9 protein-coding genes are annotated in these 15,635 nt (G+C 34.4%); 5 read left to right on the forward strand and 4 right to left on the reverse strand.

What is annotated here, in order from left to right; genetic code table 11:
* Window positions 1-171 precede the first annotated feature (171 nt).
* The 3 genes from ACM6F9_RS02475 to ACM6F9_RS02485 are packed head-to-tail and all read right to left on the reverse strand — an operon-like array spanning window position 172 to window position 2,612.
* On the reverse strand, window positions 172-1,212 hold the full coding sequence (locus ACM6F9_RS02475) for a patatin-like phospholipase family protein (protein ID WP_414844255.1): 1,041 nt from the start codon (window positions 1,210-1,212) through the stop codon (window positions 172-174).
* A gap of 4 nt (window positions 1,213-1,216) precedes the next feature.
* Complete coding sequence (locus ACM6F9_RS02480; RefSeq protein ID WP_414844256.1) at window positions 1,217-2,020, reverse strand: phosphatidate cytidylyltransferase; 804 nt, start codon at window positions 2,018-2,020, stop codon at window positions 1,217-1,219.
* Entirely contained in the window at window positions 2,010-2,612 is a 603-nt protein-coding gene (locus ACM6F9_RS02485; protein WP_414844257.1) for a CDP-alcohol phosphatidyltransferase family protein, read from the reverse strand. The genes ACM6F9_RS02480 and ACM6F9_RS02485 overlap by 11 nt, the downstream gene beginning before the upstream one ends.
* A 153-nt stretch (window positions 2,613-2,765) precedes the next feature.
* On the opposite strand from ACM6F9_RS02485, the gene ACM6F9_RS02490 reads away from it, so the two are divergent.
* Window positions 2,766-4,373 (forward strand): CTP synthase, encoded by a 1,608-nt coding sequence (locus ACM6F9_RS02490; protein WP_414844258.1) that lies wholly within the window; start codon window positions 2,766-2,768, stop codon window positions 4,371-4,373.
* A 178-nt stretch (window positions 4,374-4,551) separates the two neighbouring features.
* Complete coding sequence (yidC, locus tag ACM6F9_RS02495; protein ID WP_414844259.1) at window positions 4,552-6,351, forward strand: membrane protein insertase YidC; 1,800 nt, start codon at window positions 4,552-4,554, stop codon at window positions 6,349-6,351.
* A gap of 131 nt (window positions 6,352-6,482) precedes the next feature.
* Here the strand turns inward: yidC and ACM6F9_RS02500 are convergent, their stop codons facing one another.
* Window positions 6,483-7,067: a ribonuclease HII gene (locus ACM6F9_RS02500; protein ID WP_414844260.1), complete on the reverse strand. Its 585-nt coding sequence runs from the start codon at window positions 7,065-7,067 to the stop codon at window positions 6,483-6,485.
* A gap of 552 nt (window positions 7,068-7,619) precedes the next feature.
* On the opposite strand from ACM6F9_RS02500, the gene ACM6F9_RS02505 reads away from it, so the two are divergent.
* The 3 genes from ACM6F9_RS02505 (at window position 7,620) to ACM6F9_RS02515 (ending at window position 15,631) form a co-directional block, all read left to right on the forward strand.
* Entirely contained in the window at window positions 7,620-10,625 is a 3,006-nt protein-coding gene (locus tag ACM6F9_RS02505; protein ID WP_414844261.1) for a SusC/RagA family TonB-linked outer membrane protein, read from the forward strand.
* Window positions 10,626-10,649: 24 nt separating this feature from the next.
* On the forward strand, window positions 10,650-12,263 hold the full coding sequence (locus tag ACM6F9_RS02510) for a SusD/RagB family nutrient-binding outer membrane lipoprotein (RefSeq protein ID WP_414844262.1): 1,614 nt from the start codon (window positions 10,650-10,652) through the stop codon (window positions 12,261-12,263).
* Window positions 12,264-12,670: 407 nt separating this feature from the next.
* The gene (locus ACM6F9_RS02515; RefSeq protein WP_414844263.1) at window positions 12,671-15,631 is read left to right on the forward strand and encodes a SusC/RagA family TonB-linked outer membrane protein; all 2,961 of its coding nucleotides are present in this window, start codon (window positions 12,671-12,673) and stop codon (window positions 15,629-15,631) included.
* Window positions 15,632-15,635 lie beyond the last annotated feature (4 nt).

Raw genomic sequence — 15,635 nt, forward strand, 5'->3', positions numbered from 1 at the left:
AAACATTAATTCAATAGAAATGGGCTTTAGCCTATTTAATAAAAAAAAATATTTCCATTGGTCTGAGCCGAAACCTAAAATTATGTATTAAAACCACCCCGTCAAAAATTCTTTGAATTTTTGTCACTCCTCCGGAGGAAGGGAATTCTCACGTCTTCAGTTAAAATATTGTTATCTGTTTTTGATACTTTTCATCGTTTGATCAAATCCATACTGCCATTGTATTTCCATATCTTTTACAAATTGCGGGTAACTTTTCGGGAATGAAAAACTGACTTCAAATTTTCTCCAGTCAATTCCTTTTTTCAAATAATGACCTTCCAGTTCTTGTTTTATATTCATAGTGTCAATCTGTAAGCCGGTTATAAGTTGGTTGGTTTCTGCAAGTCTTTCATTTCCACTGAATCCAAGGACAGAACGGACAAGTGCTTCTTCTACCGGATTGTAAGACTGTTTTTTTTCGGTAATGATTTCCTGTGCAAGATGTTGGCTTATTTCAGCCGGAACAAGATCTATAGCTCCGCCGGCAAAATATTTTCCCTGAAGAAATGCAGGTTCTACATAAAACATATCGGAAATGGAAGCACGGGTGCTTTCAAGTAGAGAAAAGTTTGTGAAAATTTTGGGAGATTCTTCAATAGCACTATTTTTAAAACTCTCAGAATCAGCAATGATGTTTTCTGGATTGATTTTCTTTGCCGTTTCAGGATCTGTAAAGATTGTTTTTTGATATAGTTTTCTTCTGTTTCTTTTCTGTCCACAATCTTTTGGGGTAAAAAGAAGTTCGGAACCAATAATTACTGTAAGAATTTCTTTTGAAAACTGAACATTTTTGATAGACGGGAAACATTCGGATAGATCTTGAGGCATTTCCACAAGATATCGGTTGAAAACATCTTCGATAAAGGGAGCTTTTCTTTTATCCAGCATTTTTTTTAATGAAAAAAGTCCCATTTTTGATAACTTTTTTTGCTCCGTTACAATTGTACCTGAAACAAACCGAAAGTATTCCTCAGACTGTAGATATTCTTTTCGGGAAAGATGATCAGGAAAAGCATTGATGATTGTGGCTGCAAATGATCCGCCACAGGAAGCAATCAGGATGTCCGGTTTGAGATCGAGTTCTTCCAGCGCTGCAAACATCCCTAGATAAATCATCAGTCTTGTTCCGCCTCCTGAAAAAATAACTGCTCTTTTAAATTTTTCACTCATTGCCTTAATTTTTGATCAAAAGAGGAAATAACCAGAAGAATAGCGGAGCATTAAATACTAAACTGTCTACTCTGTCCAGAAGACCGCCATGCCCAGGAAGAAGGGTTCCTGTATCTTTCACACCTGTTTTTCTTTTTAAATAAGACATAAAAATATCTCCAAAAAAACCTGAAATTCCCAGAACAAGTCCTAAAATACTGTTCGTTAAAATATCAGTTTTAAGTAGGAAATAACCTAGAATATTACTTAAAACAATGGTAAGAAAGATACCGCCGATAAGACCTTCCAGTGTTTTGTTAGGACTTATTTGAGGTGTTATTTTATATTTTCCGAAAAACTTTCCCATCAGATACTGAAATACATCATTGAGCTCTGTCACAACGACAATGAAAATAATGGCACTCAATCCATCAACGCTATCTCTTATCCACAAGAGGTGAGGGAATGAGAAAAGACAAATTAATAAAGCAACAGAAATTCCGTAAAGATGTTTTTTGGAAGTTCCCCACAATATAAAGCGAGAGGAAATAAGTATTGATATAAGAAAACAGTACAAAAAATAGGTTTCAATATTCAAGAAATAAAGCAGGAAAAATTGTAAAGCTCCAATAAAGATCGAAGGAGCAACAGGAGATTCATAAATTTTAAACATCCTTGAAAATTCAAAAAAGCACTGATAACTTATCCACGAAACAAAAACGGTCATGGCAATAGGATGTGAGATCCCCAGCGCAAAAACAATAATGATGTAAATCCATGTTTTTACCCTTAAAGGAACATCCGCAAATTTATTTTCTTCAGGCTTCATTCAGAGATTTCTTAAGTCGGATATAAGTGCTGATTACAAGTAAAGCAATGATAATTCCAAAAATATATTGGGAAATATTGGAAATATCTACTCCAAAGAGCATTAGCAAGCCATATAACCCAAGAATAAGTGCTCGGTCACTTTTCCCCATGGGGCCATCATAACGGCGTTCTTTTCCTACAATTTTTCCCATTAATCCAGCAAATTCATTAATAATGCTCATTACGATGAAGATTACAATAAGATATAAACTCTCTGGTTGAAATTTAAGAAGAGGAAAAAATATAATGATATCGGAAACAATATCGCCCACTTCATTCAAAACTTCTCCAAGTGTACTGGTCTGATTGAATTTTCTGGCCATCATTCCGTCCAAAGCATTGAAAGCCATCCTCAGAAGCAACCCTACCGGAAGACTTAGGAAGAACCATTTCGAAATATCTGCATTCCAGAATAAGATCCCAATCACCACAGATAACAAGATAGAACTGATGGTAATCTGATTGGCTGTAATATTATTTCTGTGGAAAAATAATAAAACAGGCGTGAGAAGCTGCTGAAATTTAGGTTTTAATTTATATACGGAAATCATGATGGTTATAGCTTTGTTTCATTTGCTTATATCAAATATAGATAAAAATTTTTATCAGGTTTTATGATTGTTTGAAGGATGTTTTATCATTTTCAAAATGCAAAAGATTGCTTTGTATCTCTTTTTCCCATAACTTTGCACAAACCTAATCTAATGAGTAAAAAGAATACAAAGTACATCTTTGTGACAGGAGGTGTAACTTCATCTTTGGGAAAAGGAATCGTGTCTGCTTCTCTGGGACTATTGCTAAAATCACGCGGTTTTAACGTAACGATCCAAAAACTAGATCCTTATATCAATATCGACCCGGGAACTTTGAATCCTTATGAGCACGGAGAGTGTTATGTGACTGAAGATGGTGCAGAGACGGATCTGGATTTAGGCCACTATGAGCGTTATCTTGATGCTCCTACATCCCAAAACAACAACGTTACTACAGGGAAAATCTACCAGACTGTAATCGAAAAAGAAAGAAAAGGAGATTTCCTTGGAAAAACAGTTCAGGTAATTCCTCATATTACTAACGAAATTAAACGTAGAATTAAAATGCTTTCCAAGCAGAACTACGATATCATCATTACTGAAATCGGAGGAACTGTAGGAGATATTGAATCTTTACCATACATTGAAACTGTTCGTCAGTTGAAGTGGGAATTGGGAGAGAGCAATTCTATGGTAATTCACCTTACTTTACTGCCTTATCTGGCTTCAAGTGGAGAATTGAAAACAAAACCATCTCAGCATTCCGTTCGTCAATTGATGGAAAGCGGAATTATGGCAGATGTTTTAGTGTGCAGAACAGAACATAAAATTCCTAAAGATCAGAGAGCAAAACTGGCTCAGTTCTGTAACGTTCCTTTAGATAATGTTATCGAATGTAAAGATCTTGAAACAATCTATGAAGTTCCAATGTATCTTCAGAAACAAAATTTCGATGATGTAGTATTAAAAGAACTGGATCTGAAAAGTGATAAAGATGCAGATCTTAAAGACTGGAAGAATTTCCTTAAGAAATTCCAGAACCCTAAGAAAACTGTTGAAATTGCATTGGTAGGGAAATATATTTCACTTCAGGATTCTTATATTTCTATTGCTGAAGCATTCAAACATGCAGGAGCAGACCTTGAAACTGAAGTAAAAGTAAGATGGGTATACAGTGGAGATATTACGGAAGAAAATATCAAAGATACGCTGAAAGGAGTCAATGGTATTCTTGTAGCTCCTGGTTTCGGAGACAGAGGAATTGAAGGAAAGGTTCTTACCGCAAAATATGCAAGAGAAAATAAAATTCCAATGTTGGGAATCTGTTTAGGAATGCAGATCATGACGATTGAATTTGCAAGAAATGTTTTAGGACATACCAAAGCAAACTCTATGGAATTTGATACTGCTACTCCGGATCCTGTAATCTCTTTAATGGAAGAGCAGAAAAATATAGTAGATAAAGGAGGTACAATGCGTCTTGGAGCATGGAAATGTTCTTTGAAGAACGGATCAAAATTAAATGATATCTACGGAACCAAAAATATCTCTGAAAGACACCGTCACCGTTATGAATTCAACAGTGATTATCTTCAGGAGTTTGAAAAAAATGGTTTCCTTGCTACAGGTACTAACCCTGAAACAGGCTTGGTAGAAGCACTTGAATTTCCGGATCACCCATTCTATGTGGGAGTTCAGTATCACCCTGAATATAAGAGTACGGTAGCTACACCGCATCCTTTGTTCAGAGCTTTCATTAAGGCTTGCGAAAAGAAATAAGGTAAAACTTTATCATAAACGTCTACACATAAACTCAAGCTGATTATTCTCAGCTTGAGTTTATTATATAGTAACAACGTAAAGCATAGAGTTTTGATAAAAAAACAGTATTTTTGTCAGCTCAAATTATGTACACTGATATGTATATTTTAAATTTTAAATTTTAATATAAAATAAAATGCAACAAAACAACGGAATCGATAAGAAACAAATGATTAGTTTCGCGGTTTTATGCCTGGTTCTCTTCGGTTTTATGTTCTACTTCCAGAACAAACAAATGAAAGAAGAGGAGTTAAAAGCTCAGCAGCAGAAAACGGAACAGGTAAAAAATGTCGTAAAACAAACTCAGGCAAACAATATCAATCCAAATGTAACTCCTAATGCAATCCAGACTGCAAGTCTTGGAAATAATGAATTGAAACTTGAATTTTCAAGCTTAGGAGGGCAGGTTTCTAAAGTAGAGCTTTTAAAATATAAAGCCTACAATCACAAAACAGACAATGCTGATCAGCCACTTTATCTGATCAATAAAAATAATTCAAACTACGGTTTTCAGTTTAAAGACAAAACGGGAAAGGTTATTAATACTAAAGATTTAGTTTTCTCACCTACTGTTAACGGTAATGCAGTAACCTTAACTGCAGATTACAATGGTGCTGTTATTCAGTTTATTTATACATTGCTTCCTAAATATACTCTTGATTTTAAAGTAAGAACTCAGGGACTTTCTAAAATTACTTCAGACAACAAAGCTGATTTTATCTGGGATTATAATGTGAGAAATTTAGAAAAGGGTAGAGCTCAGGAGCAGTCTCACTCAGAATTTTCTTATGCCTTCAATAATTATAAAGACTATGATTATGATGGAAGAACCACAATGGATGAAGAAAAGGAAACCCTTAATTGGATTGGCGTAAAACAGCAGTTTTTCTCTTCAGTAATTGAAGCTAAAAACGGGTTTACTCAAAGTAAAGGAAATCAGGAAACTGTTGAGGAAGGAGAGTATTTAAAGGAATTCAACTACGAAGGTTTTGTTCAGATGACAGGAAGTGAGCTGAACCAAGACTTTACATGGTATTTTATGCCATTGGATTTACCATTACTTAAATCTTATGATAAGAACTTTGATGAGATCCTTCCATTAGGTTGGTCATTCATTGGAGCAATGAACCGTTATTTCTTCATGTGGTTATATGGTATTATCGCGGCATGGGGATTATCAGCAGGTTGGGTAATTTTTGTAATGACGATCATTGTAAAGCTGATTCTTTCACCAATTATGTATAAGCAGCATAAATTGAGTGCGATGATGAAAGTAATTCGTCCGGAAATTGATGAAGCAAATGCGAAGTTCAAAGATGCAGATCCAATGAAGAAGCAGCAGGCTACCATGGAAATTTATAGAAAAGCCGGAGTGAATCAGATGGCGGGATGTTTACCTGCATTGGTTCAGATTCCTATCTTCTATGCTTTATTCCGTTTCTTCCCGAACTTTATTGATCTTAGAGGACAAGGGTTCTGGTTTGCAAAGGATTTGACAGCTTATGATGATTTGATCAAACTTCCGTTTAAAGTTCCTTTCCTTGGGGACCATTTGAGTATTTTTGCATTAGCTTGTACAGTTGTTATTTTGATCTATACAGTAATGACTTCAGGAAACATGCAGCAGCCTCAGCAGGAAGGAATGCCAAATATGAAAGTATTAATGTACATCTTCCCGATTACATTCTTATTCTTCCTTAACACTTCGGCTTCAGGTCTTTCATGGTATTATTTTGTGTCGAATGCGATTAATATTTTAATCATCCTTGTTATTAAGTATGTGATTCTGGATGAGAAGAAAATCCATGCTCAGATTCAGTCTAATAAGGAAAAGCCAAAAGCAGAAGGTAAGTTCCAGAAGAGAATGAGAGAAATGATGGAGAAGGCTCAGGAGCAACAAAAAACTCAAGAGCAGCAAAGGAATAAAAAGAAATAATTCTTAAATTATAATAAAAAAAGAGAAGCAATTCAAAAATTGCTTCTCTTTTTTTATCTGGACTTTTATTTAGAATGATTTTAAATTTCTGATCATTGGATGGGAATTTAATAATTGGGAATCAGAGATTTTCAATCATATTTTAGCCTGAAAGATTGTCTGTGATGTGATGTTGGACCATATTTTATAAGGGCTTCCCGGTGTTTTTTTGTTGCATAACCGAAATTGGAGTCCCAGCCATATTCAGGATATTCTTCATGAAGTTGAATCATTAATTTATCCCGGTAGTTTTTAGCGAGAATCGAAGCCGCTGCAATTGATAAAACCTTAGAATCACCTTTAATAATACATTGATGTGGAATGTAATTATAGGGGTGAAACTTGTTACCATCTACCAAAATAAGTTCTGGTGTTATTGTCAGTTTATCCAGAGCACGATGCATTGCATGAATGCTTGCATTGAGAATATTATGCTCATCAATAAAAGAAGGTGGAAGTTCTGCTATAGCATAGCTTTTCACGTTATCTTTGATGTAACTGTCCAGTTCCATCCGTGTTTTAAACGTTAACTTTTTTGAATCATTAACCAGATTTTGCTTGAAATCATCATCCAGAATTACTGCAGCAGCCACTACCGGCCCGCTTAAACATCCTCTTCCTACTTCATCACATCCTGCTTCGATGTAAAGTTTTGACCAGTTTTTTATTAGCTCCATATTGATCTTAAATAACGGTACAAAATTAAAACAATAAATATATTAATTTATTCTTTGAGTGGAAGATTCTGCCAAAAATATGAACTTATATCAGCTGTCTTTTTAAAATAGGATTCTCTCAATATAGTAGATGAGTTTTTCTTATAAAAAAGAAACTTTTTTTGATAATAGTATTATTGTTTATGATTTTTTATAATATTTCTCTTTTTAGTGAGAGCTGAAGTATTGATTAATATTATTCTTAATATATTGATTTTTTGTTGTTTTCTTTAATTGAATTGATTTATATTTCTGTAAATCAATGTTTTGTGATTCATTTATTTGTGAATTAAGTTAATTTTTTTAATTAAAAATAGCATTATAGTATTAAAAAAATTATCATTTAATTTTTTTTTAACAATTGTTAAAAAATATATTTTTAACAAAAATTAATATTATATTTTTCTATTTTATTGATAATAATTAAAAATTTTATTTTTTTTTAAGAAAATGCTTTGTGTTTTTAAGAAAGTTTTACAAATTTGTAGCCTGTAAAAAATAATTGAATTTGATATGAAGAAATTAACTGCGAGTGTATTTGCGGTTGTACTATCGTCATCATTTATGATGGTATCAGCGCAAAACACGAAGGATACTCTAAAAACCAAAAATATAGAGGAGATAGTTGTTACCGGAGCCTTAGGTATCAAAAGAAAGGCTGATGCGGTAACAAATACACAGCAAGTTGTAACGACAAAAGAATTAAATCAAGCGTCTGCACCAACCGCTGTACAGGCGTTGACGGGTAAGGTTTCAGGTTTACAAATCAATTTGACAAATAATGGTGTAGATCCTAGTTATAGAGTTGTCTTAAGAGGTGCTAAATCTATCACGGGTAATAATCAGGCATTAATTGTAATTGATAACGTTATTTCATCTGCTGATATCTTACAGCAGATACCACCAGAAGCAATCGAAAACATTAACGTAATTAAAGGTTTACAAGGGGCGGCTCTTTATGGTCAACAAGGGGTAAACGGTGTAATTATCGTAACTACAAAAAGAGGTACAAAATCTGAGAAACTTCAGATGACCTTCAATTCATCTATTGACATTTCTAACGTTTTCATGCTTCCAAAAGTTCAGCAGAAATACGGAAAAGGAGTTCAGGATGAAGGATGGAGTGATGTAAGTTATGGTGGTACAAATTATGTGCCATGGGAAAATATGTCTTGGGGTGCTGCATATGATAATCCGGCTATCGGAGGAATGATGATGCCTTCAGGTCTTCCACAGGCTGATGGGTCATTTATTTATGAAAAATATGCTCCAGTGAAGAACTTTATGAATAAATTCTTCTCAACAGGAGTATTAACTCAAAACGGAATTACAGCAACTGCTGGTGGATCTGATGCTTATGTGTCTTTTTCTGCTAACAGAACAGAAAACAATTTCGTGGTTGAAGGTGATAAATTAAGACAAAACAGTTTTATTTTTAAAGCTGGAAAGAAAATTGGAAAATTGAAAATTGATGGTAACATCAACTATATTAATAGAATAGTATCCAATACAAACTCATCTTTATATGATGATATTCTTCAAACTCCTACTAACAATAATATTAAGCTTTACAGAAATAGTGGCATTGAAGGATACTATACAGGATATGCTGTAAACCCATATTGGACAATCGATCACGAAAGATACGACAGACGTAGTGACTACTTTAGTGCTATCCTTGGTTTGGATTATGAGCTAAATAAGAATATCAACATTACATATACTGGTAACCTTACAACAAGAGGTATGACTTATATGAGACATAATGATGGTGCTATTTTTACTAAAACTTATAATCTTCCAGGAGCATCTATTGATGGAGCTACTTTTGGCGATTTAGGACAAGGTGATATTACTTCTTGGTACTATGAAAGTACATCGAAAGAGAGAAATTATTATGGTGACTTAATGATTAACTTTAACTATGATTTAACAGACAAAATCAACTTAAAGCTTAATATTGGTAATAACATCCAGGATAGAACTTATAATGTAACCTCTGTAGGAGGAAATAATCTTGATATCCCAGGTTGGTACAATATTAAGAATGTGCTTAATCCGGATCCTTTCTCAAGTGCAAACTTGGATAACTATCAAACAAATAATAGAATTATTGCAGGATTTGCGAATTTAGATTTAAGTTATAATGATTATTTATTCTTAAACTCTACTTTCAGAATTGAGCAGTCTTCAGTAATGTCTACAATTCCTTATAATACAGGTAAGAGAACAAACCCAGTTTATCCATATTATTCTGTAGGTTTATCTTTTGTTCCAACAAAAGCATTTGCTAATTTAAAGGGAGATATTCTTAACTATGCAAAAATTACCGGTTCATATACAAGAGTAGGTAATACATCTGCTATTCCTCCATATGCTACAGACGAGATCGGAGTGTTCCCAACAGGATTCCCTTTCAACGGCCTAAGTTCATATATCAATAACCAAACTCCAACAGCAGTAGGTATTAAGCCTGAGTTTGTTAATACTTTAGATTTCGGAGTATCTCTAGGATTCTTGAAAGATAGAGTGAGATTAGATGCTTCAGTTTACCAATCTACTACTGATGATTTGATTACAGCTAAAACAACATCTAGTGCATCTGGTCTTACAAGTGTTCTTGATAACGTAGGTAAAATGAGACTAAGAGGTCTTGAGCTTGATTTAGGATTAACGCCTATTAAAACAAGAGATTTTACTTGGGATATGAAAGTATCTTATTCTACTTACAGATCTAAAGTATTAGAATTAGCTGATGGAGCTGATGAAGTATCTTTATTGAGTAGTACTGCAGCGGCTGTAGGTATCTTTGCAGTAAAAGGATCTGACTTCCCGGTTATCAAAGGAAGTGCATTCCAGAGAGATGATCAGGGAAGAATTATTGTTGACTCTAAAGGAAATCCTTTGACAACAAGTAACCTTCAGGTTTTAGGAAGAGCTACTCCTGATTATATTCTTGGATTCTCAACTAACATTAAATATAAAGGATTCACATTATCAGCAATGGGAGACTTTAGAAAAGGGGGGCAATTTGTATCCTTTACGAAAAACTTACTTGCCTTTACAGGAGGTTTAGAAGAGTCAGCTGAATTCGACAGAACACAAGGGTATATTGTTCCTAATTCTGTACAGAATACAGGTACAGCGGCTAATCCGGTATATACTCCTAACAATACGCCGGTTGGTGGTGCAGGAACGTATACTAATGTTACTAACTATTTCTCTAGTAGTGCTTATAGAGCGGTTGGAGAAAATCTTGTAGTGGATGCAACTGCATTGAAAATCAGAGAAATAGCATTGAGCTATGATATACCAAAATCTGTTTTAAGTTCTACTTTCTTAAACTCACTGACAGTTGGTGTTTACTCAAGAAACCCATTCTTTAAGTATGCAGACAACAATAGAAATTATGCGGATCCGGAAACTGCAAGTACAACAGGGAATGCTGCTGGTTTTGCTTACACAACGCAGTATCCATCAACTAGAAGCTTTGGTGTAAATCTTAAGGCATCTTTCTAAACTTTAATTAATTATTACTTGAAAATGAAAAAATTTAAATATACAATACTAGGTTTAATCGTTGCCTCAATGACGTTGACTTCATGTGATCATTATTTGGATATTAATGAAAACCCAAATAACATCCATGCGGAAGCTATTACCCCAACTTTATTATTCCCTGGTGCTGTTGCTCAGACTTACAGAACCCAGGCTACTTGGATGAATAGATTTGGTGGGCTAATGATGAACTCTTATGCAGGGAACTCTTATTCTTTTGGGTCTCCGTTTGGGAATGAGTATACCTTGAATGTTGATAGTTCTTTTTATCCGCAAATCTGGGATGGTTTGTATAGAAATGTAAGTAATTTCGTGGCGATTGAAAAATATGATAATTCAACACATAAATATGATAATTACTTAGCAGCTGCAAAAGTAATGAAAGCATTCTATATGCAGACTATTGTTGATTTATATGGAGATTCTCCTTATACTCAAGCGTTTATGGGGCAGGCAAATGCTACTCCAAAATACGATAATGATGAGGAAATTTATAAGTCATTAATTCTTGGTATCAATGACGCTATCACTATTATTGATAACGGAAATACGGCTGCGCTTGAATTAGGTGCTACTGATATTGTTTTTCAGGGAGATATGGATAGCTGGAAGAGTTTAGCTAATACCGTGAAATTAAGAATGTTGATAAGAATGTCTAAAGTAACAGGATCAATGGCTGCTTTTAGAGATCAGCAACTTCAAACGTTATCAGGTGCGCACTTTGTGGAAAATGATGTTTTAGTAAATCCAGGATATAGTGCTGCTAATGATGATCAACAAAATCCTTTCTATGGATATTATGTAAGAAACAGTTCTAACTCTCAGTTGCAAAATAATACACTATTTACAGCTTCTGAACACATAGCAACTTGTCTTAATGGTAACCCTTATAATATGGCTGATAATGTGTATCAAAAATTTAATGGTATCATTGATGGAAGAAGAGGAAGAATGTTTTCGTTAGTTAATTATAATAATCTTCCAGTTGTTAAAGGAGTTAGACAAGGTGCTACACCTGGTCAGCCAGGAGCTCCAACAGATCTTACAACAGTTTCCAGGTTTGGAAATGGTTGGATCTTTGGAAATGGTAATCCTAGCACTACTGCTCAGTTGACATCTGTTGGGTCTGCTAAATCAGGAGTTATAATGAGTTTAGCAGAAGCCAAATTCTTATTGGCAGAGGCTGCTGTTAGATATCCGAGTATCTTCTCCAATGGACAAGGGGTATTTGAAGAAGGAATCAAAGCATCTTTTGATTATCTATATGCTGCTGGTGCTGACTATACTACATACAAAAATGCAATACAGACTAAAGTAGGTTTAGGATGGACTGGTACTAATGACAATAAGATTGAAGCAATCATGACTCAAAAATGGTTAGCTACTGCAGGAATTAATCCTACTGAATCTTTCATTGATTATAACAGAACTGGTTTCCCGGTTACACCTATGGCAACTACTTCTGCAAAGCCTAACAAACCATACAGGTTGATGTATCCTTCTTCTGAGTATGTTGCTAACTCAGCTAACGTTCCTCAGATTTCAAATGCTGAATGTTTTACAAAGAACCAAACGACACCATTCTGGAATCAGAACTAATTTTTGTAATTACAATTTTAATATATTTTACCGCCTTCGGGCGGTTTTTTTTGTTTTAAAATCAAAAAAAATTCCAAATTCAAAAATATGCCTAGCATAGTACTAGCTGTGGATATTTATGGATTCTATCTTTGTGTTTTTTTTAATTTATTGATATTCAATTTGTTTATAATAATAATTGAATTTGAAATATAGATTATATCAATTTAATTGATTGTTATTATTTCTTAAAAAAAATTAAGTTTTAAATGAGGGTTTTTTGTTAAATGTTTTATTTTTAACTTATTTTAATAATTTATTGATTGTTTTTATTCTAAAATATTGAATAAGTTGTAATTTTTCTACATTTTCCTTTGTGGTATTGAGAAAGTTTTACAAATTTGTAAAGTCACAAAAATTAATTTGATATGAAGAAACTAACAGCAAGTCTTCTTGTTTTAGTATTGTCTTCTTCCATAGCTGTTGCCAACGCTCAGCAAAAGAATGATACTATTAAAACAAAAGAAATTGAGGGGGTGGTTGTAACCGCACTCGGGATTAAAAGAGAGAAAAAATCTCTTGGTTATGCTTCTGAAGAAGTTAAGGCTGCAGAATTAACCGGTGGAACTACCAATACCGGTAACGTAGCATCTCTTCTTTCAGGTAAGGTAGCCGGGCTACAGGTAAATACAAATAACAACTTTGGCGGATCTGCCAACCTTTTGATCAGAGGATACAAATCTTTAAATGGAGGTTCTCCACTTATCGTAATTGATGGTTCACCTGTTAATAATACAACAGTAACAACGGGAGCTCCATTTGATTATGGGAATTTCTTATCAGATATCAACCAGGAAGATATTGAATCTATTAACGTTTTAAAAGGAGCGGCTGCATCTGCTTTATACGGAGAAAGAGGTAGTGATGGGGTTATTCTTATTGTAACCAAAAGTGGTAGAGGTAATAATGACGGAAGCTGGGGAGTTACTTTAAACTCAGGAATTACAGCTGGTTTCATTGATAAATCTACATTTCCTAAATATCAGACAAAATATGGAGCAGGATATGGAGGAGAATCCTGGAATGAAGCGCCAGGGCCAGGAGGATATAATTATGCTAACTTTGGAGATGATGCATCCTATGGACCAGCATTTAATCCAAATTCACTTGTTTATCAATGGGATTCATTTGACCCATCTTCACCTAATTATGGTAAAGCAACACCTTGGGTAGCCGCTAAAAACGGACCCATCAAATTTTTTGAAACACCAGTCACTTATATTAATACAATTACCCTTGAAAAAGGGAATAAAACGTCAAACCTTTCCTTGTCATATTCCAATATGCTTTCTAATGGTTTGATGCCTAATTCAGAATTGAGGAAAAATACAATCTCAGCAAAATTCAGCCACGATTTTACCGACAAATTACATGCATCTGTTTTTACGACATTAACTTTACAAGGTACGAGAGGGCGTAATGAAACAGGGTATTCAGATAATATTGTTTCTGGCTTTAGACAATGGTGGCAGACCAACACGGATGTGTATGCTCTAAGAAATGCCTATCAAAACAATGGAAACAGTAACTTTTCCTGGAACAGAACTTCGGCAGATGATGGAACTCCACAATATTGGAATAACCCTTATTTCCAAAGATATCAGAGTTATCAATCCGATGATAGAACAAGAGTCTTTAGTTATGCACAATTAAAGTATGATGTTTCTAAAAATTTCGGTATCACTGGTAAGTTATCTTATGATGATTTACAGATGGTTGTAGAAGAAAGACTAATGAACGGATCATTGCCTCAGGTATTTGGAGCATCTGGTCTTAACGTGGGTTCAGGATATGCAAGAACGAATGTTAAAAATTCTGAAATGAATTTTGATTTGTTTGCTAACTATAAATTTAACATCACTCCTGACTTGAACGTTAGCGGGATTGCTGGAGGAAACGTGAGAAGAAACCTGATTGATAATGTGTATATGAGTACAGAAGGTGGTTTATCTAAACCAGGACTTTTTGCTATTTCAAACTCAGTAAGAACCATACTTCCACCGGATGAAAATTATGCGAAGTTTGTAACTTCAAGTTTATATGCAACGGCTTCTTTCGGATATAAAAACTTTTTATTTGTAGACGGAACATTCCGTGTGGATCAATCTTCTAACTTACCAAAAGGAAATAACAGTTACTCATATCCATCAGTAACAGGATCCCTAATCTTGTCAGAATTTGTAAAACAGCCATGGCTTAGCTTCTGGAAAATTAGAGGAAATTATGCTGAAGTAGGGTCTTCTACTACTAACTACAGATTAGCCAATACATTCAAAGCAAGAGGTGAAGGATTATTTGATCAGCCTTATTTCCTTGCCAATCCTGATTTGAAACCTCAAAGATCTAAAGAAACCGAATTTGGTATGGAGGCTCAGTTCTTCAAAAATAGATTAGGATTTGATATCGCTATTTATAAAACTAAAACTATTGATCAGATCATCAATTTACCGGTTTCTTCAGCTACAGGATATAGAACGTTCTTAGTAAATGCGGGGCAGATTGATAATAAAGGTATTGAAGTTCAATTGAATGGTACACCATTTAAATCTGATAACTTTAGCTGGGATATTAATGTGAACTGGTCTAAAAACGAAAATAAAGTTATTGCACTAAATGGTAATTCACAGAATTATCTAATGGCTACTTATCAGAATGGAGTTTCTTTGAATGCCCGCGTTGGAGAAGCTTTTGGAGCATTAGTAGGATCAGACTATCAATATGATGCTAATGGTAACAAAATTGTAGATCCGGTTAGTGGAAATTATCTTAGAAATAATAACCAGGTTATCGGAAATATTACACCAGATTGGGTAGGGGGTGTAAGAAACAGTTTCCGTTATAAGGATTTCTCTGTAAGCTTCCTTATTGATGTTAAACAAGGAGGAGATGTATATTCTCCGGATATGGCCTATGGTACAGCAACCGGATTATATGAAGAAACAGCTTATTACAGAGAAAGTGGGGTGATCAATCCGGGAGTTAATCCAAATGGAAATATCAACACTACTGTTGCAGGTGATCCAACTTCTGCGGGTAGTGTAGACGGATATGGTGTGATGCCAAACAAGAGATTCGTATATGATGCTTCCTATGTAAAACTAAGAGAAGCTAGTATAGGATATTCTTTGCCAAAATCTATTTTAGCGAATACTTCTATTCGGGATGCAAAAATATCTATTGTAGGTAGAAATTTATGGATTATCCATAAGAATTTACCATATGCTGATCCGGAAGCTGGTACTGGAAACGGGTTAGCTGCAAAAGGACAGTCTATCGGGGTATTGCCTACGACTCGTGATATTGGAATAGATTTAACTTTAAAATTCTAAAAAA

This window comes from Chryseobacterium sp. IT-36CA2, from assembly GCF_949767875.1.
Taxonomy (GTDB): domain Bacteria; phylum Bacteroidota; class Bacteroidia; order Flavobacteriales; family Weeksellaceae; genus Chryseobacterium.

What these genes read in the sequence shown, in the direction of transcription:
- ACM6F9_RS02475 (WP_414844255.1), bottom strand. Translation starts at nt 1,212, where the DNA reads ATGAGTGAAAAATTTAAAAGAGCAGTTATTTTTTCAGGAGGCGGAACA.
- ACM6F9_RS02480 (WP_414844256.1), bottom strand. Translation starts at nt 2,020, where the DNA reads ATGAAGCCTGAAGAAAATAAATTTGCGGATGTTCCTTTAAGGGTAAAA.
- ACM6F9_RS02485 (WP_414844257.1), bottom strand. Translation starts at nt 2,612, where the DNA reads ATGATTTCCGTATATAAATTAAAACCTAAATTTCAGCAGCTTCTCACG.
- ACM6F9_RS02490 (WP_414844258.1), top strand. Translation starts at nt 2,766, where the DNA reads ATGAGTAAAAAGAATACAAAGTACATCTTTGTGACAGGAGGTGTAACT.
- yidC (WP_414844259.1), top strand. Translation starts at nt 4,552, where the DNA reads ATGCAACAAAACAACGGAATCGATAAGAAACAAATGATTAGTTTCGCG.
- ACM6F9_RS02500 (WP_414844260.1), bottom strand. Translation starts at nt 7,067, where the DNA reads ATGGAGCTAATAAAAAACTGGTCAAAACTTTACATCGAAGCAGGATGT.
- ACM6F9_RS02505 (WP_414844261.1), top strand. Translation starts at nt 7,620, where the DNA reads ATGAAGAAATTAACTGCGAGTGTATTTGCGGTTGTACTATCGTCATCA.
- ACM6F9_RS02510 (WP_414844262.1), top strand. Translation starts at nt 10,650, where the DNA reads ATGAAAAAATTTAAATATACAATACTAGGTTTAATCGTTGCCTCAATG.
- ACM6F9_RS02515 (WP_414844263.1), top strand. Translation starts at nt 12,671, where the DNA reads ATGAAGAAACTAACAGCAAGTCTTCTTGTTTTAGTATTGTCTTCTTCC.